Source organism: Proteus alimentorum, from assembly GCF_002607735.1.
GTDB lineage: Bacteria > Pseudomonadota > Gammaproteobacteria > Enterobacterales > Enterobacteriaceae > Proteus > Proteus alimentorum.
Map to the genome: position 1 here is coordinate 425,768 of NZ_NBVR01000031.1, position 20,216 is coordinate 445,983.

Below are 20,216 nucleotides of genomic sequence, written 5' to 3' on the forward strand. Positions count from 1 at the left end.
AAATGGATAATATTATGACTTATGACGTGATTATTATTGGTGCGGGATTAGTCGGATTAGGGGTTGCAAGTGCACTGCAAGAGAGTCAACCCGAACTAAAATTGCTAGTGCTTGATAAAGAATCAGGCCCTGCTGTTCACCAAAGTGGGCATAACAGTAATGTTGTTCATTCAGGTATTTATTACACACCAGGGAGTCTTAAAGCAAGGCTAGCAAAACAAGGCAACATGACGACATATGCGTTTTGCCAACAACACAATCTCTATTATGATCGTTGTGGAAAAGTGATTGTTGCTACTAATGAAAAAGAGTTAAAAGCGTTAGAAAATATCTATCAACGTGGCATTGAAAACGGGCTTGAAGTGATCAAAATGACGGAATCTGAGCTTAAAGTCAGAGAACCGTATGTCAATGGCATTGCGGCTCTATTAGTTCCTGATGCAGGTATTGTGAATTACCCTGAAATTGCAGCAAAACACGTTGAAATTATTCAATCACGAGGCGGTGAATTTGCGTTTGGACAAGCGGTTACAGCAATTAGTGAAACCGATGATATCGTCAAGGTCACAACATCTAATAATCAATTTACAGGTAAGTGGTTGATTAACTGCGCCGGCTTATTTAGTGATCGTATTGCTAAAATGGCAGGTTATGACACAGGTATGAAAATAGTCCCATTTCGTGGTGAATATTTTATGCTTAATACTAATAAAAACTACTTAGTAAACCATCTTATCTACCCTGTTCCTAACCCTGATTTTCCCTTCTTAGGTGTACACTTTACGCGCATGTATAACGGACATCGCGATGTTGGGCCTAATGCAGTACTGGCTTTTAAACGTGAAGGTTATAAAAAAAGCGATATTAACTTAAAAGATCTCGCTGAAGTTCTCACCTATAAAGGATTTTGGAAAATTGCTGGAAATTATTTAGGGGAAGGAATGGCAGAGCTTCGTCGCTCATATTCACGTAAATTATTTACTGCAAATGCACAAAAACTCATTCCTGATTTACGTGAAGCAGATATTCATCCGGGTCCTGCGGGAGTTCGAGCCCAAGCATTAACTCGTGAAGGGAAATTAGTGGATGATTTCCATTTTGTAAAAGGCAAACGCTCACTGCATGTTTGTAATGCTCCATCCCCTGCTGCAACGGCGTCTATTGAAATAGGCAGAGAAATAATAAAAGAGCATTTTTCTTTATAATAAAAAATAGGCTGCGAATAAAAATAACAAAAAGCTGAGTACAATCTTGTTTATCTCAGCTTTTTTGCTTTATTTTTTATTACATTTTTAATCTAACTTTGCCATGCAATGTGTATTAAATCATCTCAAATAAGATAGTTGTTGTTATCATATTAAAGTGGTAAAGCAAAACTCACTTTTACCGTTTCCATTGGTACTTCTGTTTTTATACTTTGGATGCTTGGAATTTGTGTTAAGTAATCGGCATGAAAGCGACGATACGTTGCTAAATCTTTCGTCACAATTCGAATAAGCGCATCACATTCACCCGCCATTAAATGACACTCAACCACTTCCGGTAATACCTTGATAGCTTTTACAAATTCTTCAATCGTTTCTGCATCTTGTGCTCTAAACCAAATTCTTGCAAATAAAGATAACCCTGCATCAACCTTACTGCCATCTAATACAGCAACATAACGAGTGATCACACCAGATTCTTCGAGTAAACGCACACGACGAAGACAAGGAGAAGGTGAGAGTCCAACCTCTTTTGCCAGCTCAATGTTCTGGATTTTGCCATCACGCTGAAGCACCTGCAAAATATGTTTATCTATCTTATCTAATTTTATTGACATCAAAGATTAACCTTAATTCTATTTGTGGAATTTTATTGCCAATTAATTCTTTTTGTTAGCAACAAAGCAACCCGATTTTTTCGAAAACATCATATAATCTTTCTGCTAAATTTCACAGCAAAAACGATATTTCTCTTAAACTATCTCAATCAGGTGAAAAGATGGAATTTAACACTTTATTATTATTCGCGCTGACTGTTTTACCGCTTATCTGTACACCTGGGCCCGATATTCTTTTTATCTCATCCCAAGGGCTATCAGGCGGTATGAAATCTGCATGGATTGCCAACTCGGGTGTTATATCCGGCTATTTAACCCATGCATTACTGAGTGCGCTAGGACTTGCCGCCTTAGTATCAGCATCCCCCATTTTATTTCATTTACTCAAATGGGTTGGTGTGTTCTATATCAGTTATCTTGCAGTCAAAATGTTGATATCTGCCTGCAAAAAAGGCCAATTAGCCCTCGATGCCTCAAAAACCTCACACCTATTTCGTAAAGGTTTTTTAACCAGTTTTCTAAATCCTAAAGGACTATTAGTTTATCTCGCTATTTTACCAAACTTTATTGATAATCATAATGATATCGCAACACAATCATTGCTGTTATCTGGGATATTTATCACGACTTGCTTAATTATTTATGGTCTGCTCGGCACCTTTTTTGCTTATATTGGCTTAAAAGGTGGCTTAAGTGAAAAACGTCGCCGCTATAACGATGGCATTGCCGGGGGATTACTCACTTTTGCAGCAGTTAATCTGGCTTTAAATTAGCCTTAATCCTAAGCGCTATTTATTATTCCAGTCAGTATTTGACCACAAAAATGCCCCTATTTAAGTGGTCGAATATCTGCCCATAGTAATTGGCAATTTACGGTTAACGGTCTTATTTCACCTTCTCGAATATCAGGTAACCACCAAGCTCCCTGTCCTTTTGATAAACTCTGGCAAGTCGCGCCCATTAAAGTCCATTCACCTTGAGTGACGTAAATTAATCCTGCATGAGTACTAGGTAAAATAAGCGGTTGTGTTACTAAGCTCGTTTCAGCTTTCCAGCATGTTCGACGCACCATAATATTTAGGCACTTTACACCACCGTTAATAAGTTCAGATTTAACATGGATATCACCTGAAAAATCAAAAGGCTGATAAGAGTCGATAACGGAATGACTAAAAAAACCGGGGCTATTTAAATTGATGCCATTACCTTCTAATAGCACGATTTGCCGTTCAATGTCAGGAAACTGTCCTAATGAGCTATTATCTTCGATAGAGGTTAAACACGCTCGCCATGAAAAATCATTATTAACCGGCCAGCACACAATTTCTTGCGTTGTGCCTTTTTGATTATTCCATGATATAAACGGTAACTTTTGTTGATCAAAACAACGTAGCTTCATTGTATCCTCCCACAATATCTGGCTATCAGTCTGATAATGAGGTTAAGGATTAATCATTGGAGATTACCGTTAATAAATCAATAGCTAACTTTTAAAACTGTGCGCTGACATCAGCTATTTACGTCGTAATTTTCTGCATCCCTCACCAATAATTTCCATTCCTTTTTCAGTACGACTATTCCATTGAAAAGAAGAATTTAAACGAAATGCATGATTAAACTGAGAGCTGGTGGAAAACATTGAACCCGGCGCAATACTGACCCCTCTTTCTAATGCAAAGTGATAGAGTTTATTCGCATCAAATGTTGATTCAAACTCTAACCAGAGAAAATAGCCTCCTGATGGAATATTCACTTTTACATCTTCTGGTAAATGCGTTTGTATCGCCTGCAACATACGATAACGCCTTTGTTCTAGCAATAATCTTAATCGGCGAAGATGCGTATCATATCCACCTTGTGACAAATAATCGGCAATTGCTTGTTGTGTTGGCATACTCGCAGACACTGTGCTCATCATCTGCAACTGTTGTATTTTTGTTGCGTGCTTCCCAGCGGCAACCCAACCCACACGAAATCCTGGCGCAAGACATTTAGAAAAAGAAGCGCAATGTAAAACGCTATTTGTTTTATCAAAACCTTTTACTGGCATAGGCGCTTTCTGGCTGTTATAGAGTTCGCCATAGACATCATCTTCGATTAGCGTTATTTGTTTCTTCGCTAATATATCCACCAGCCTTATTTTATTTTCATCAGGCATTGTTCCACCTAATGGGTTTTGACAATGACTCATCAACCAACAGGCTTTAATATCGTATTGTTCAACCACTTTTTCGAGTTCATCTAAACAAATTCCTGTCACGGGATCGGTTCTAATGGCAATCGCTTTTAAGCGTAAACGCTCTATTGCTTGTAATGCACCATAAAATGCAGGTGATTCAATCACAACCCAATCACCCGGTTCGGTAACCGCTTGCAAACTAAAACTGAGTGATTCCATGGCACCAGCAGTAATCACAATTTCATCTGGAGAGACATGAATTCCTTGTAATGCATAGCGTTGCGCAATGTTACGGCGTAACTTTTCATTTCCCGGTGGTAGGTTGATCACTGAACTTTGCGGCGCTAAATGTCTTGCAGCAGAAGCCAATGCGCTACTTAATTTAGGTTGAATAAACAAACTAGGATCAGGGAAAGCGGAACCAAAAGGAATAATATCAGGATCTTTACACGCTTGAAGTACATTGAAAATAGAGGTGCTTATTTCAACATTTTCACTCATGTGTAGCCCTTTGCTGGCTGTCACTTGACCGAAACGGTTATTGCGATGTGCAACGTAGTAACCTGATTGTGGTCGCGCTGCTATCCATCCTTGGCTTTCTAATAACTGATACGATTGTAAAACAGTCATTAAACTTAAACCTGATTGTTTCACCGTATCCCGCAATGAAGGTAAACGGTCGCCAGATTGCCAGATATTATCTTCAATTTGTTGGCGTATTTGGGCTGCAAGCTGTTCATATCGAGTCATATAAAACTGTTCACCTCAAAACTGTTATAGTCATTTTTAAACTTATTGTCACTATTATAGCTTACTGTCATATGGTCTACTAATCCACACGATTTACCTGCTATTTACATTTTTATATCAATAAAACGAGGTTTTTTATGCTTGGGTTAAGTGCCTTCGATTTGGCGCGTATCCAGTTTGCGTTCACAGTTTCTTTTCATATTATCTTCCCCGCAATTACTATCGGACTGGCTAGCTTTTTAGCCGTATTGGAAGGTTTATGGTTAAAAACTCGCAATAAGGATTATTTAGCGTTATTCCATTTTTGGTCAAAAATATTCGCTGTTAACTTTGCTATGGGCGTTGTCTCTGGTTTGGTGATGGCCTATCAATTTGGAACCAACTGGAGCTTTTTCTCTGATTTTGCGGGCTCAATTACAGGTCCTCTACTCACTTATGAAGTACTGACTGCATTTTTCTTAGAAGCGGGTTTCTTAGGTGTGATGCTATTTGGCTGGAATAAAGTAGGTGAAAAACTTCACTTTTTCGCAACCTGTATGGTGGCATTGGGGACATTAATGTCTACGTTTTGGATCTTGGCTTCAAATAGCTGGATGCAAACACCACAAGGGTTTGAAATTATAAATAACCAAGTCGTTCCAGTAGATTGGATCGCCGTTATTTTCAATCCATCGTTCCCTTATCGCCTTGCTCATATGGGTGTTGCAGCGTTCCTTGCTTCAGCCTTCTTTATTGCTGCATCTGCTTCATGGCATCTACTCAAAGGCCATAAAACATCAGCCATGAAAAAGATGCTTTCAATGTCTTTATGGATGATTTTAATTTTAGCCCCCATTCAAGCTCTTATAGGTGATGTCCATGGTTTAAATACCTTAAAACATCAACCCGCTAAAATTGCGGCTATTGAAGGTCACTGGGAAAATAAACGAGGAGAAGCAACACCGTTAATTCTCTTTGGTGTACCTGATATGGATGCTGAAGAAACGAAATATAAGATAGAAATTCCTTATCTTGGCAGCATGATCTTAACTCACAGCTTAGAAAAACAAGTTCCGGCATTAAAAGAATTTCCTAAAGAAGACCGACCGAACTCACTTATCGTTTTCTGGTCTTTCCGCATTATGGTTGGCCTTGGTATGTTAATGATTTTAGTGGGTGTATGGGGAACTTGGCTGCGATATAAAAAGAAACTTTATGAATCTAACGCTTTCTTACGCTTAACTTTCTTAATGGCACCTTCAGGACTTATCGCTATTCTTGCCGGTTGGTTTACAACAGAAGTAGGACGTCAACCTTGGGTTGTTTATGGCATACAGCGCACACGAGATGCCGTATCTGCACATGCCGAAATGCATATGAGTATAAGCTTGCTGATCTTCTTAGTTGTTTATAGCTCTGTATTCGGTGTTGGATATGCCTATATGTTAAAACTGATCCGCAAAGGTACATCGGAGGTTCATCATGGGAATTGATTTACCAGTTATTTGGTTCGTCATTATCGTATTTAGTACGCTAATGTATATTGTGATGGATGGCTTCGATCTTGGTATCGGTATGCTTTATCCATTTATTAAAAGTGACCAAGATCGTGACTTAATGATGAATACCGTTGCCCCTGTATGGGATGGTAACGAAACATGGTTAGTGCTTGGAGGGGCTGCATTATTTGGTGCCTTCCCATTGGCTTACGCAGTTATTCTTGATGCTTTAGCAATGCCTTTAACGTTAATGCTTGTCGCATTAATTTTCCGTGGTGTCGCTTTTGAGTTCCGTTTTAAAGCCGATGCCAATCACAAAGGCTTTTGGAATAAATCATTTATCTTTGGCTCTGTCTTAGCCACCTTTATGCAAGGTGTTGTCGTTGGTAGCGTTGTTCAAGGTTTGCCCGTTGTTAATCGTGCCTTTGCGGGTAGCTATTTTGACTGGTTATCCCCTTTTGCACTTTTTTGTGGGTTTGGATTAGTTATCGCCTATTCATTATTAGGCTGTGGCTGGTTGATTATGAAAACCGAAGGTCATTTACAACAAAGTCTATATAAGGTCGCTAAACCTCTTACACTCATTATGCTTGCGGTCATTGCGGCTGTCAGTGTATGGACACCATTAGCACAGCCTGCCATTGCTGAACGTTGGTTCACATTACCAAACCTGCTCTTCTTTTTACCTGTTCCTCTTTTCGTGTTGTACAGCACTTGGTTAATTTTACGCTCAGTGAAAAAACAAGGGCATTATCTTCCTTTCTTTGGTGCACTGGCTTTAATTTTCTTAGGTTTTGCCGGATTAGGGATAAGTATTTGGCCTAACATTATTCCACCTGCAATTAGTTTTGTAGAAGCCTCTGCACCACCAGAAAGCCAAGGATTTATGCTAGTTGGCGCACTGTTTATTATTCCAATTATTCTCGTTTACACATTCTGGAGTTATTACGTTTTCAGAGGAAAAACAAATTATGAAGAAGGTTATCACTGATCCACAAATACAAACTAAACCCTCATTATTAAAAAAATGGGGATGGTTGATTACTATTTGGTTTTGTAGTGTTTTAGCCTTATTTGCTGTTTCTTCCCTCTTTCGTTTTTTAATGACGTTAGCCGGAATGAAAGTCAAGTAAAGGCAAAATACATACAGCAATATAATTAACCAGTGCCGAATATGGTCAACTAGCGTATAAAAGTAAAGAAAGGGCTGAAGTTATTTCAGTCCTTTTATCTTTATTTAAGAGACTAGGTTACCGTTTAATGTCCTTAAAACTTAATCTTTTCTTATTAGATGCTCCTTGAACAGCTAATTTATATAATTTGCTTTGTTATAAAAGAAAACTCAAAGCAAATATTTTACTCTTTCATAATTAACTAAATTTAAACTAAACTCCTTAATTAAATCACTTTAGATACATCATTTTTGATTAACAATAAGAGATAAAATCTTTTTTATGTATTTGTTTCGATAAATAAAGATATAAACAATCCTATAAAAATCCATCTTCTCTAGAAATAAGATGGAATGAATGTTGAATTAGGCTTCCAAAGTAATTATGATATCGTCGCCTAGAGGATTCATATCTGTATTATTCTATAAAGACACACCAAATGTGTCATTTAGATATGCCCAGATGATTAATTCAAGAATTAAATCTACTCCCTATTAAAAGAGTGGATAATGAGGTGATGCCTCTTCAAAATACATATTTTGATAATTTAGATTTATCTTAATTGCTAAGAAAGATCACTTACACTAGGCTTAGGTATTGTTGTTACTAAATTAAGGATGAAGTCATGAATTGGTATTTGGAAGTCATTAAAAATAATTACGCTAACTTTTCAGGTCGTGCTCGTAGAAAAGAATATTGGATGTTTACTCTAGTAAATACCATTATTATTACTGTTCTCTACGCTATTTTAATTTCATCAGTAGATATGAATACAGGTGAAATGAGTTCACTAGGTTCAATTGCAGGTATTATTATAGGTATTTATTCTTTAGCTATTATCATACCTAGTATTGCAGTGACTATTCGTCGTTTCCACGATCAAGATAAATCAGGTTGGATGTTCTTACTTGCATTTATTCCTGCTGTTGGTGGATTAATCGTTTTTGTCTTTATGTGCCTTGAAGGTACTAAAGGTGACAACAGATTCGGCCCAGATCCTAAAGCTTAATCTATTGCTAAATTAATATGACAATACAGTGAGTGTACCTACATTAAGTTTACTCACTGTATTAATTAATTTTCCCGCATTTGTTACAACTCTCTGAAAATAGGCCTTTCTTTAAAGAAAATAACCCCCACTCATCGCCTCCTGCATTGTACTTTAGTGTTTTTATTTACCTCTGGCTTTTCTAATTAATGTCAAAGAATTATTACATCAAGCTTATTGTACTGCTCCTAAATTTTTTCTTTATGGTTAGTTTGAACCTAATCACACTATATAAGTAAAAAATACACATTCCTTTACTAAATCAATGCTAATGTTGATAATGACTATCATTATTAATTGAAAATGATAATATCTACACCGATAAAACAATGAAATGAGTCAGGTAAAAAAACGTGAGTAACCAAAAAACACCTCAAGAAAAAAATATTTATAAACCAGCTCCTCCTCGCCTAGTTCAAGTAAAGCGTATTACTGATGTTACACCGGGGATGCGTTGTATCACCTTTACCAGTGATGATTTAGATACTTACCCTGCAGATACTGCTGGGGCACATTTAAAAATATTCTTACCTTTAGAAGGCCAAGTTAAACCAACAGTGCCTGGCTTTTCTGAAAAAGGCCCTAAATGGCCTGAAGGAGAACCGAGATCGATTGTACGTACTTATAGTGTTCGTGCTATTCGCCCAGAGCAAAAAGAGTTAGATATTGAATTTGCCGTTCATGACGATGTAGGTCCTGCTATTCATTTTGCGTTAAATGCTAAGCAAGGCGACTATATTGGGATCACTAATCCGGGTGGACCCGATCCTTTACTAGCACCAGCGTCACATTACTATATGGCTGCTGATCCCAGTTCATTACCTGCTTTAATGGCTTTAATTGAAACCATGCAGCCTAATGTTCAAGGGAAAGTCGTTATACGAATAGAAGACGAAACACATCGCCAAGAAATTAAACGTCCTAGTGGCTTAGAGATAATCTGGTTAATTGGTTCGGTTGAAGAACAAACTGAAAACTTAATTAATGAATTTGTGTCGTGGGAATTACCCGCTGAAGATGTGGCATTTTGGATTGCAGGTGAAGACAAAATCATTCGTGCATTAAGACGTCATATTCGCCGTGATAACGGTTACGACCGCAGCTTGATTTATGCCATTCCTTATTGGCGTTTTGGTTATGACGAAGAAGGCTATCATGCTGAACGTCACCATGTTATGGATAACGAAGACGTAAGCTAAGCGATAAATTAAAGACTAAGCGTTGGCTGTACAGGCTGCATATTAATTCCCTCAATAATATGCAGCCTTTTTTATTATACAAATATAATTAATGTATATTCTTCTTATCTTGCTGATAATTTCCATTATCATCAACATAGATAACAGTAATTCCTTGGTTTATGTCAGCTTGCTTTTGATATTGAATGTACTGTTTTGCAAAAGGAGCAACCATAATGGCATTTGTTAACAACTCTTCTTTATCATCAAAATAAATCTTAGAAATTGTAAAATAATAAGCTGTAGGATTATTTATTTCTAAATATTCGCCATTATGAGTTATCCCTATTTGTTTAAAAACATCCTCAGTAGTTAACTTAAGTTTCACTGGACGATAAAAAAGTTTGATTCGTGTTTGCAATGCTAATTGTAATGTACTGAGGTTTTCTTTATTTTCTGGTTTAGGTGCAATATCTAATACATTTAAATAAAAAACGGATTCTCTATCTTTAGGTAACCTATTTTCTAATTGTTGTATTTTTAATTGTAACCCTCCATTTGCGGTCATTTTCACCATAGGAGGAATAACAAAAAAAGGTGCCGTTGTTGTTTCTGGTGTGGAAGCAATATCTCCTTCATCTATCCAACTTTGGATTAATGTTGGCTGTTCACTCCGATTAAAAACTTGCAACGATATTATCGATTTATCAGCAGAGAATATTAAACGAGTGCGCTCAAGTACCACACTTGCATAAGTAAAATGAGTCATCAACATGAATAGTAGAATTAAAGTACCTTTCATTTTTGCTTCCATTTTTATGGTTTATCAATCGTAAGACATCACAAGCGTTGCTGCACTTGTTATTTTTCCTTGCGTCACTGAATTATTAATATTATAAGGATAATAATAGGCACCCATATTTATCGAAAACGCTGAGGATATAGCGTCACCTTGATTAACACTGAAAATACTAGTCGCACTACCTTGTGTATTAATATTGTCAGATAAAATAAGCGGACTTGTGGTGTTATCACTTTTTACTACACGGAATCCGACACCACCTGCACCTTGTGCTGTTGTGTTGGTTAATATAGTTTTATCCGTTGCTAATAAATTCTGGCTTGATAAAAACATTTTAATATTACGTGATGCTTTTGAACCACTCAAAAAATCTTGGCAAGTAAAGTTTAATGTAAAAGGAGTATATCCTGCTTTATCTACCGTTTTTACATCTTTCACACTAATTAGCGGTAATGAAACAATTAGACCTGCATTAGAAAAATTACATGTTGTCATCACAGGGTTATATGTAATTTGCATCGGCTGTAAGAAAATATCGTTTTGATCAACTGGCCACTGCCACGTTAATAAAAAGTGAATTAACTTAGTGACAATATTTAATAACCATTTAACAAGCCCCAGAGTTGATGCATCAGAGGCTAAAATAACCGGTGAAACAATTATTGTACTGCCACTAACTTCTGTGTAATTACTTGAGGGCTTACTACTCAATAAGGTAAATTTTAAGGTGAAATCAGTATCTAAATCTGATGCTGGGTGTGTTCCCGTGGGAATATCCGTGACGTTATCTTTTTCTAATGCCGTTAACGTAATAGAGACAAACTGCTTACCACCATTAAAACCAATTGTTCCCGTTCTTCCGTCATTAAAAGGTGAAGCAATACCTACAGTGTTAGGAAATAATCCCCTTGCTGTGCATTTATATGTACCCGGAAATGTTGTTCTACTCGATTTCGTGGTGGTGGTTGAAATACTATTTAAATCCGCTGATAAATCAAAATTAACGTTGGGTGCAGTAATCGTATTATCTGGCTTACAATTAGCAATAGCCTGCTGACTTATTGTTCCTAATAACATTAAAAATATAAAGGTAGATGATTTCATAACGATTCCCTTTATCGACAGATATTACTATTTTTATCCATCGTATTAACTAAATGATTAATCACACACGCTGTTTTTTCTGCTTCATTTAATTTAATCGAGATAGAAGAAGGTAATGCATCACTTTTTAAATAAAGTACACTCGATTGCCCAACATAACCGATACTCTGTTTCTTATTATTTAAAACTTCAGTACCAAAAGGTAAACTTTCATTATTTTCTAAAGACGCTCTAATAATAAAAGTTTTACGCTGATCAGTGTCTAATGTAAGATGATTTACAGCACCTAAATAAGGCGTAACATGCGTAATATTTCCTAACACTTCGGCATTCGATGGGTATTCTGTATTTGTTAACACGTAAGTATTAGTACGATAAGGGATTGTATTCGCGACTAAAACAACACCTTGATTATTGGTTAATGTCGCTTTATTCCCATTTACCATCATATTATTTGCCATTGGCGCTTCAATAAGGGTATAGGTTTTCCCAGTATCGCCAGAAAATGCAATATGATTAGGAATAGCAACAATAGTTCCTCTCGTTCCCAATCCTCCTTGGCGATAATTATTAGCCTCAGTATAAGAGGCTGATAAAGTGCTATAAGGATGGCGATAGCTTACATTAACACCGACTAAATTATTCCCCCCCGTTTGATTCGAACCTGTTAAGGTATAATTTACCAAATCATCTTTACCTGCAGTTCCACTCATACTCAATGTAGATTGCTGATAGCGTGAATCAGTGGCATAAACCGAAGTATTGATGTTGGCTCTTTTATCCAAAAATGAAATGGGCACACTGACATTTAAATAATAACGAGTTTCTTCTTTATTATCGTAATTTCTTAATTTTGATACCGAAAGATTATAAGCAATATCTTTATAGTTATTAGAATAACCTAGTTGATACTCTCGATTACTCTCATCCGTATTCCAATAATTTCGATGCGTTCCCGAAAGGAAAATAACGCCTCGCTGGCCGCCTAAATATTGATTAAGGTTTATAGTAAATGTATTTTTTGCTCTAGACCCGCGTAGTGCATCAAATGTTGTAAGATCTAAATCAGAAGCGGTATTATTATTTCCCTGCTGTTGAGTAAGATCATTTTGATAATCTTTCCAAGCTTGATAATTATCATGAGAGTAAATTGAGTCCACGAAGCTATAATAATCACGGGTAGAGTAACGATAAGCCGCTAGTGTTAAATTAGTTAGTGTCGCATCCATATATTTGCTATAGGCGAGACGAAAACTTTGCCCTGTTTTTTTGCCTGTTTGTAGATCTGCACTTGCATGAGTTATATCGGCAGAAATCGCCCCAAATTTGAAATTCCAACCACTACCAATCAATGCCGAATAATAATCTTCACTGGCAATTCCCCCTGTATAAAGCGTAACAAGGTTATTTAAACCATAATGAAATTCACCTTGCGCAAATTTAGGTCGATAATCGGTATTATTAATGCGAGACTCCCCCACCATCACGTTATAGTGATATACCCCTTCTTTTAGCATATCGGGAACAGCTGAAAATGGCACAGTAAATGACTCCTTTCTGCCATCCGCTTCTTGAACCACCACTAACAGATCGCCACCACCAGCCGTTGGCTGAATATCACGAAAAGAAAACTCACCGGGGGGCACATTTTCTTGAAAAACTAAGTTTTCATTTTGATAAACACTAACTAATGCGTTTGTTTGTGCAACGCCACGAATAATAGGTGCAAATCCTTGACTTGAATTAGGTAGCATTCCCATTTCAGTCGCCAATGAAGCGCCCCTAAATGAAATACTGGTAAAAAGTGCGGCTGGCGTATAAAAATCACCTATTGTTAATCCTGCAGTTATCTGACTTAATGCTTTATAAATATAACGAGTATTGTTTTTCCATTGGCTTTTACCGTGAGAATAATAAGTATAGTTAGACTCGTCTCTAAACTGCCATGCGCCTAAATTAATACCTGAGTTAATATTGGCAAAAAAGCTCTCGTTATTACTCTTATTTCCTTTTTTTTCTTTATAGTTATAGTAATTTAAGTTGTAAGACAAAATTAGGGCTGAAATACCCTTTTCCCAATAGCTGGGGTCAACATATCCTACTTCTGATTGTTTAACAGAAATCTGAGGTGCTGTGATATCGAGTCTTAATCTATTAATATCTAACGTTGAAGCAACCCCCGCCGCCAGTTCATTAGACAAAATTGTTTTTTGCTGTGCTATTTTCTGTTTTGCTGATAAAGACAAGTTTAAACCTAACTTATTCACATCATCCGAATCAAAACTAATCCCTGCATTATTTCCTAGGACATTGATTTCAAATTGACCTTTCCATGCCTGGTTAACATACACATCAACAAGTTGCTTCCCTTCTGGTATTTTATCATCAATATAAAATCGTGAAATATCGCCATTCTTTGATTTTCCTACTAATAAAGATGTATCAAATCCCTCTGCATACAGATTTTGAGTGTAATTTTGCATTCCTAAAAAAATAAGGACTGAGAGATATTTTGAATTATTCACGATGTTATCTCTATTAGAGTTTAATATTCTGTGATTTATAAACACCAAAATCATCAACATAAATAATAACAGCGGAATTGCTTTTTAACTTATTAATTAAAGGTAACTCACGAGAAGATAACGGTGGGATCATTTCAGAATCGACAAGCGTAATACGGGGTTTCTCTTGTGTAGAAATAGATGCTATTGTGAAATGATATTGTGAGTTATTTTTCACTATAACTTTATTGCCATTTAATTGATAAGTGATTTTTTCATTAATAAACTCGGGGTTATCAGTAAGTCCTTTGGGTCGATAGAAAACTTTAATTCGTGTTTTCATTGCTAATTGAAGATAGCTTTTCCCTTTTAATGCTTCCGCATTTTCTGGAATATCTAATACATTTAGATAATAGACTTTTTCAATATTACTTATCTGTTTTTCATCAGAATTTTTTATTCTTAAAGTTTGTCCTTGTCTTCCTGCTATTTTGACAATTGGAGGATATAAATAAAAAGGTGAGTTTGCATTTTCGGGTGTTGAGTCCACATCTCCGTCATCAATCCAACTTTGTACGAGTGAAGCTAAATCACCGTTGTTGGTTAATTGAAGATTAACATTATCAGTTCCTTCATAATAAATAACGCGGGTACCATTAATAATAATATTTGCTAATACAGTCGAAGGTAACATCGAGATAAATAAAAAGAATATTAATTTTTTCATTATAACCGCCCAAAAAAGCCAGACCTATTGGTCTGGCTTTTTATATTATAAATAAGATACTGTATAAATAACGTTAGAGTGTACTGGCCCTGTTTTAGCGGCTGTCGCATTTGTTTTATAGTAACTGGCAATTAAGCGTAGAGTATCTGAGTCTGGTGCAGTTTTATCCCCTTTAATACCCGTATCAAATGTTGTATTTAGCGGTATAGCAACCGTTGGTGCTGCTGTTGTTGATAAACTAAAACCAACGTTTTTCGCAACAGTTGGATCATTTTCATTAGTTGTATCATTGACTAAATATAATCCACTTGTCGAAATGGTATTAGCCGATGAAAAATGTAATTTTAAATTACTTCCACTTGGTGTCGATGCAGGAGCACAATCAGAGAATGTCAGAGCAAACTCTTTTTGGTTTTTGGTAATAACGGCATTCGCCGTTGTTCCAGCATCTGTTACGGTAATAGGATCTAATAAAATAGAAAAGTCCGCACTGTTTCCTCCATTAATTGTACAGGTGGTATCACTAATAGCACCGGAGAAAGAGATTATTCCACCAGCGCTGTTGGTTGCAGCAAATGCCGACGTCGACAATATAGCCACTGATAATAATGACAGTGGGAGTTTATTTTTAAGCATATACAACCCCAAGAATAGACAAATATTTAATTAGCAAAAATAAGCTTCTATTATTGCCATCATTAACTAAAGGTGATGAAAGGAGACTCTAGTCAATTTGATATTAGTCATAATTCAAAAAATCAACAAATGAATTTATTCGCTTTTTTAAATTTGTGACTTAAATCAAATTAAATCTAGGATTATATTTAGTTAATATATAAATGTATTAATATTTAACATTACCATCCAATTAAAAAACCATAAATAAAGGAACAATAACAATTAATCTATTAATAACCAATCAAAAAAAGAATATCTATAAACAAATTGATTTATTTTGGAATTATTTATTTAAATTAAATATTCAAAAATCAATAAAAAATAAAAACCCCACCAAAAAAACTTAACTCTAAAAATAAAAATTAATAAAGATAAAGGCCACATTAATATGTGGCCTATTTATTTTATACAGCAAATCTTGGATTCTATTTAATCGTTATAAGCTGCTAATACATGCTGACATAATGTAGAACGTACACAATCTTCTTGCATAAATTTAATTACACCCACTCGATTATTAGCCTCAAATCGAATCAGCCCATCCGCTAATCCAGATGGTACACTAGCAGGTAAATCACACTGTGTAATATCTCCATTAACCACAACGGTGACATTTTCCCCCATTCTGGTGAGAAATAATTTCATTTGATTTACAGTAACATTCTGCGCTTCGTCTAAAATAACAAATGCATTTTCGAAAGTACGACCTCGCATATAAGCGAAAGGCGCAATTTCGACTTTACCGATTTCAGGTCGTAAACAATATTGTAGGAATGAAGCCCCTAAACGTTTAACTAATACGTCGTAAACAGGACGAAAATAAGGTGCAAACTTTTCAGCAATATCACCGGGTAAGAAGCCGAGATCTTCATCAGCTTGCAACACAGGTCGAGTAACTATGATACGTTCTATTTCTTTATTAATTAAGGCATCGGCAGCCATTGCAGTACTGAGAAAGGTTTTACCGCAGCCAGCTTCCCCTGTGGCAAAGATAAGATCTTGATGTTTAATTGCATTCATATATTGGCGTTGTACTTCGTTGCGAGGAGATAATATGCGTTCATCACGTTTTTCTCTTGCCATACCAATAGTATTGATATCTTCAAAACCCGGTAAAACCATAACATTATCTCGATGTGCCCCATTACGTTGTTCTTTACGTGAAGTGCGTTTATTTTCTCGGCGTAAACGTGTTGCTGCTTTTTGTCTACTCATAGTGGTATTTACCCTTGTTAGTCTTCAAAAAGTCATCGACATCTCTGTTTGTATTCCATTCACTTACCGATGAGTCCCCTTCAGACTCTGTTTAGTCGCAGAAAACAAAAAAACCGGTCACAATCCTGAACATTAAACATCAATGAACGGTTGTTGCCGGTTTTCTGTAAGTAACGAGATATTTCCATTGCTTCTGTCATTCATATTCCCCATCATGGAGTTAAAGTGAAAATTAACGAAGCTTTATGACAGTATAATGACAAAAGAAAAATATTTTCAATACTGAGATGATTTATAACGAGATAGACTTAACATAAAAATAACAATAAATGTTATTTTGGGGGAAAATAAATGAATTTCTTGCGATTACCTTTTATTTATTGGTTGCTACTTAACCTAATTCCATTTATTGGTTTTGAACTTCACTCTGGCTCTCTCAAAATGGGTTTCTTTTTTTACCTCGGTTTGCTCACTATTACGACTTCTGGGATCTGGCTCTTTTATTGCCTCTCATTTTTTATTAAACAAAAAACGTCTCCTAATCCCAATCACACACCTCGGCAATTAGTGACTAGTGGCCCTTATAAAATAAGTCGCAATCCTATGTATCTCGGTTTTTTAGATATTAGTATTGGGCTGTTTTTTATTTTTGGTAATTGGGGATTTTTGGGTGCGGCAATTGCTTTTTACTTTATTACGGATCGTTATACGATAGTACGTGAAGAGAAAATCTTAAGTGAATTATTTCCTCAAGCGTGGCAACAATATTGTCGCCACGTTCGTCGTTGGATGTAATTTAAATAATTACGATTAAGGCTGTTTACAGTTATTAGCTAAACGGTAACCTGCCTTAATAGCCTCACTCTCTGTTTTAAACAAAACCGCATTTTTATCTGACATTGTTTTATAACCCGAGCAATGTGCAAAATGGTAGATCTTGCTATTTACATTACCTTTAATATCTTCAGATTGTGATGCATTTACTTGTTTAGGTGTTTCAGTTTTAGCTTTAGTGACTAGAGTACTATTTGTTGCAGATAATCCAGCCCCCCCATTTTTATGCCCTAATTGCCATTTCATTTCACCGGTCACAAAGGGATTGTGATATCCAACAATACGAGCAATACGATTATCACGCTCTTTTTCCCATGCTGTTGGTGGATAAGCATTATCCCAAGCCATTAATAACTGTTGTTGCTGACGTGACATAGAGAGGTTATAGCGATCATGTAAGTAGAAATAAACCCTTGCTACTTGTCCTTTAACTTCATTACGAGGTTCAAAAGTACGTGAAGCAAAATCAACACGGCTACGGCATTGACCGTATTGATAAGGCGCTTGTGCCGCTAATTGCCCAAAACTAAAGTTGCTACGATCACCGTTAACTTCACCAATAGAGGGCGCTAAATTGTGTAAATCTGCTTCAATTCTGCCAAATACAGGGTCGTTTTTTACACAATTAGTTCGGCCCCCATTTTGCCAACATTGACGTTGATGACCAAAAACCCACGCAGGAACAATATGCTCCCACTCAATACGTTCCGCTCTTGTTTGCTGGGTTCTGACTTTATAACCACAACTGGCTAAATCAACCCGTCCTCCCGATTTACCTACCCATTCCCAATCACAACCACAATAAATAGTACCTTGTGACTTTTGATTTTGATCATAATAAATACGTTCTTTTGCTATCTCTTTCGCTTTTGTAAAATTTTCAGGGGCCTGTGCTTGAATATTTAGCGTAATAAAAAACAAACCCAACACAACCGCGGTATAGTGTAATATTTTTCTCAAAGTGGTATCTGCCTTACTCTTTATTTTATTAAACCCAATAAGAATTATCTTTAATAACCAACTGATAATCTTATTTTTATTTAGCCTAATCTTACCTTTTTTTTATTTATTTTGGGCAATCTTTCTCACTATTTTTTGTATGAAAAATAAAACAATAAGCGTGAATGGTGATAGAAAAAGCCGTTATTCTCGACATTAACGCAAAAGGGATTTGCTATGGTTTAGTCCATCAATGATTTGGAGAAATTTAAAAATGAATGAGAATATGCTGAATTTGATGGATGAATTAGTCGAGATAACAAAAAAGCATGCGAATAACGAAGATGTTAAAGCGCATGCCAGTTTAGAATCTGAGAATAAATTACGAATTCAAATTATCATTTCCGATAAAAATGAACTGGATATTACATTAAACTCATTACAACACGCGATATAAATCATTATACACTCGGACGCTTGCGATATAACCATAATCCCGGCAAGGATAGCCCGATAGAGAGCGCACCGACAATAAATGAAGCTTTAAGGAAATTAGTAACTAAAGCTTCAAAAATTTCCGCGCTATAACCAATTTGCGTTAACTTCACCACTGAGATCATCGCTATATATGCATTTATTCCGGGGAACATCGGAATAACCGCTGCAACAGTAAAGACTTTAGGATGAGCAAGCCACCAGCGTGACCATTGAATACCAATGCATCCCACTAAAATAGCGGCACAAAAACTTGCCCATTCAATGTTCATACCACTCATCACTAAAACAGTACGAGAGCCGTGACCTATTGCTCCTAATAGTGCGCAATATTTTAGTGCCCTTGAAGGTACATTAAATACCATCGCAAAACCCACTGCAGGAATAGCGGCTAAAATCATATCTTCAATCAGGGTAAGCACTATCGTTATTATGCCCAATCTCTTAACCCCCATACCGCCATGGCTAAAATAACGCCTAAACAGGTTGCCAATGTTAACATTGTTGCCATTGCCCAACGCGCTAAGCCAGTATTAACGTGCCCTTTAAACATATCAGCAACAGCATTAATTAAAGGAAATCCGGGAACCAACAATAAGACGCTGGCAGCCATGGAAATAGTCGCCGTAGTCTGAAAATAAGAGAGCTTTAATAATAGACCTGAGACTGAAGTCGCCACAAATGCCGTAATACAGAAATTAATTAATGGATTCATTTGGCGATGTGTTAATGCTTGGCGTACAAACATACCAAGGCCACCACCAATGGCAGAAACTAAAAAGCCATCCCAATTACCACCATTTAATTTAGAGAAACAACCACAAGATAAAGCAACCATAAAAATAATCGCCCAACGTGGATAACGTAATGGTTTTATGTGCTCAAAGCGTTTTCTTGCTTCATGAATATCGGCAAGGTGATGTTCAACCAAAATAACAATATGCTGAACTTCCGTCACAACATGCATATTAATGCCACGGTCGACTATCTTTCGTGTTGAAGTTTGGCAATGCCCATTAACAATAGTGGTTAATACAACCGCATTAGCAGAAATTGCACTTTCGACTTGATGTACACCTAAAGCTAAACCTAGGCGGGTTGAAAGTTGTTCAACCAGCATACTTTCTGCGCCATGTTGCAATAGCAACAACGCAGTTTGAATACATAACTTGGTAATTTCACGCTGTTTATCTTGTGAAATGGCAGTGCACTCTGCCATTATCTCATTATCCATACCATGCCTTAGTTTTGATCAAAAACGAGCCATTGCTAATATAAAGTTTATCAGCAT

Annotated in this window: 21 protein-coding genes; 9 read left to right on the plus strand and 12 right to left on the minus strand. The window is 36.4% G+C overall.

Going from position 1 to position 20,216, the window contains the following annotated elements:
- Positions 1 to 2 precede the first annotated feature (2 nt).
- Complete coding sequence (gene lhgO, locus B6258_RS12490) at positions 3 to 1,205, plus strand: L-2-hydroxyglutarate oxidase (RefSeq protein ID WP_099075524.1); 1,203 nt, start codon at positions 3 to 5, stop codon at positions 1,203 to 1,205.
- A 152-nt stretch (positions 1,206 to 1,357) separates the two neighbouring features.
- Here the strand turns inward: lhgO and B6258_RS12495 are convergent, their stop codons facing one another.
- Complete coding sequence (locus tag B6258_RS12495; protein ID WP_023582027.1) at positions 1,358 to 1,822, minus strand: Lrp/AsnC family transcriptional regulator; 465 nt, start codon at positions 1,820 to 1,822, stop codon at positions 1,358 to 1,360.
- A gap of 161 nt (positions 1,823 to 1,983) precedes the next feature.
- On the opposite strand from B6258_RS12495, the gene B6258_RS12500 reads away from it, so the two are divergent.
- Complete coding sequence (locus B6258_RS12500; protein WP_099075525.1) at positions 1,984 to 2,595, plus strand: LysE family translocator; 612 nt, start codon at positions 1,984 to 1,986, stop codon at positions 2,593 to 2,595.
- A gap of 56 nt (positions 2,596 to 2,651) precedes the next feature.
- On the opposite strand, the gene B6258_RS12505 is transcribed toward B6258_RS12500, so the two are convergent.
- Together B6258_RS12505 and B6258_RS12510 are read right to left on the minus strand one after the other, a co-directional pair.
- The gene (locus B6258_RS12505) at positions 2,652 to 3,221 is read right to left on the minus strand and encodes a HutD/Ves family protein (protein WP_099075526.1); all 570 of its coding nucleotides are present in this window, start codon (positions 3,219 to 3,221) and stop codon (positions 2,652 to 2,654) included.
- Positions 3,222 to 3,335: 114 nt separating this feature from the next.
- Positions 3,336 to 4,751: an aminotransferase-like domain-containing protein gene (locus tag B6258_RS12510; RefSeq protein WP_099075527.1), complete on the minus strand. Its 1,416-nt coding sequence runs from the start codon at positions 4,749 to 4,751 to the stop codon at positions 3,336 to 3,338.
- Positions 4,752 to 4,888: 137 nt separating this feature from the next.
- Between B6258_RS12510 and B6258_RS12515 the strand changes: the two genes are divergently transcribed.
- From B6258_RS12515 to B6258_RS12535, 5 genes are all read left to right on the plus strand, one after another.
- Positions 4,889 to 6,223: a cytochrome ubiquinol oxidase subunit I gene (locus tag B6258_RS12515; protein WP_099075528.1), complete on the plus strand. Its 1,335-nt coding sequence runs from the start codon at positions 4,889 to 4,891 to the stop codon at positions 6,221 to 6,223.
- Complete coding sequence (gene cydB / locus B6258_RS12520; RefSeq protein WP_099075529.1) at positions 6,213 to 7,220, plus strand: cytochrome d ubiquinol oxidase subunit II; 1,008 nt, start codon at positions 6,213 to 6,215, stop codon at positions 7,218 to 7,220. Before B6258_RS12515 ends, cydB begins: the two co-directional genes overlap by 11 nt.
- Positions 7,201 to 7,362, plus strand: coding sequence for a DUF2474 domain-containing protein (locus B6258_RS12525; protein ID WP_098942608.1), 162 nt, complete (start codon positions 7,201 to 7,203; stop codon positions 7,360 to 7,362). Before cydB ends, B6258_RS12525 begins: the two co-directional genes overlap by 20 nt.
- 664 nt (positions 7,363 to 8,026) lie before the next feature.
- On the plus strand, positions 8,027 to 8,410 hold the full coding sequence (locus B6258_RS12530) for a DUF805 domain-containing protein (protein WP_099075530.1): 384 nt from the start codon (positions 8,027 to 8,029) through the stop codon (positions 8,408 to 8,410).
- A gap of 392 nt (positions 8,411 to 8,802) precedes the next feature.
- Entirely contained in the window at positions 8,803 to 9,648 is an 846-nt protein-coding gene (locus tag B6258_RS12535; RefSeq protein ID WP_099075531.1) for a siderophore-interacting protein, read from the plus strand.
- Positions 9,649 to 9,736: 88 nt separating this feature from the next.
- Here B6258_RS12535 and B6258_RS12540 read toward each other — a convergent pair whose 3' ends face one another.
- The 6 genes from B6258_RS12540 to phoH form a co-directional block, all read right to left on the minus strand.
- The gene (locus B6258_RS12540; RefSeq protein WP_240531580.1) at positions 9,737 to 10,429 is read right to left on the minus strand and encodes a fimbrial biogenesis chaperone; all 693 of its coding nucleotides are present in this window, start codon (positions 10,427 to 10,429) and stop codon (positions 9,737 to 9,739) included.
- 24 nt (positions 10,430 to 10,453) lie between these two features.
- A complete protein-coding gene (locus tag B6258_RS12545; RefSeq protein ID WP_099075532.1) occupies positions 10,454 to 11,533 on the minus strand; it encodes a fimbrial protein in 1,080 nt (359 codons plus the stop codon).
- An 11-nt stretch (positions 11,534 to 11,544) separates the two neighbouring features.
- Complete coding sequence (locus B6258_RS12550; RefSeq protein WP_338064497.1) at positions 11,545 to 14,058, minus strand: fimbria/pilus outer membrane usher protein; 2,514 nt, start codon at positions 14,056 to 14,058, stop codon at positions 11,545 to 11,547.
- Positions 14,059 to 14,071: 13 nt separating this feature from the next.
- Entirely contained in the window at positions 14,072 to 14,764 is a 693-nt protein-coding gene (locus B6258_RS12555) for a fimbrial biogenesis chaperone (protein WP_099075534.1), read from the minus strand.
- A gap of 45 nt (positions 14,765 to 14,809) precedes the next feature.
- The gene (locus B6258_RS12560) at positions 14,810 to 15,400 is read right to left on the minus strand and encodes a fimbrial protein (RefSeq protein ID WP_099075535.1); all 591 of its coding nucleotides are present in this window, start codon (positions 15,398 to 15,400) and stop codon (positions 14,810 to 14,812) included.
- Positions 15,401 to 15,871: 471 nt separating this feature from the next.
- A complete protein-coding gene (gene phoH, locus B6258_RS12565) occupies positions 15,872 to 16,657 on the minus strand; it encodes a phosphate starvation-inducible protein PhoH (protein ID WP_099075536.1) in 786 nt (261 codons plus the stop codon).
- 351 nt (positions 16,658 to 17,008) lie between these two features.
- On the opposite strand from phoH, the gene B6258_RS12570 reads away from it, so the two are divergent.
- Positions 17,009 to 17,452 (plus strand): methyltransferase family protein, encoded by a 444-nt coding sequence (locus B6258_RS12570; protein WP_088495402.1) that lies wholly within the window; start codon positions 17,009 to 17,011, stop codon positions 17,450 to 17,452.
- A 15-nt stretch (positions 17,453 to 17,467) separates the two neighbouring features.
- Here the strand turns inward: B6258_RS12570 and B6258_RS12575 are convergent, their stop codons facing one another.
- The gene (locus B6258_RS12575) at positions 17,468 to 18,451 is read right to left on the minus strand and encodes an endonuclease (protein WP_099075537.1); all 984 of its coding nucleotides are present in this window, start codon (positions 18,449 to 18,451) and stop codon (positions 17,468 to 17,470) included.
- Positions 18,452 to 18,704: 253 nt separating this feature from the next.
- Between B6258_RS12575 and B6258_RS12580 the strand changes: the two genes are divergently transcribed.
- Complete coding sequence (locus B6258_RS12580) at positions 18,705 to 18,887, plus strand: hypothetical protein (protein WP_069369016.1); 183 nt, start codon at positions 18,705 to 18,707, stop codon at positions 18,885 to 18,887.
- Positions 18,888 to 18,891: 4 nt separating this feature from the next.
- Here the strand turns inward: B6258_RS12580 and B6258_RS12585 are convergent, their stop codons facing one another.
- Positions 18,892 to 19,365: a threonine/serine exporter gene (locus B6258_RS12585; protein WP_206073625.1), complete on the minus strand. Its 474-nt coding sequence runs from the start codon at positions 19,363 to 19,365 to the stop codon at positions 18,892 to 18,894.
- On the minus strand, positions 19,356 to 20,159 hold the full coding sequence (locus B6258_RS12590) for a threonine/serine exporter family protein (RefSeq protein ID WP_099075539.1): 804 nt from the start codon (positions 20,157 to 20,159) through the stop codon (positions 19,356 to 19,358). The genes B6258_RS12585 and B6258_RS12590 overlap by 10 nt, the downstream gene beginning before the upstream one ends.
- Between the last annotated feature and the right edge of the window lie 57 nt (positions 20,160 to 20,216).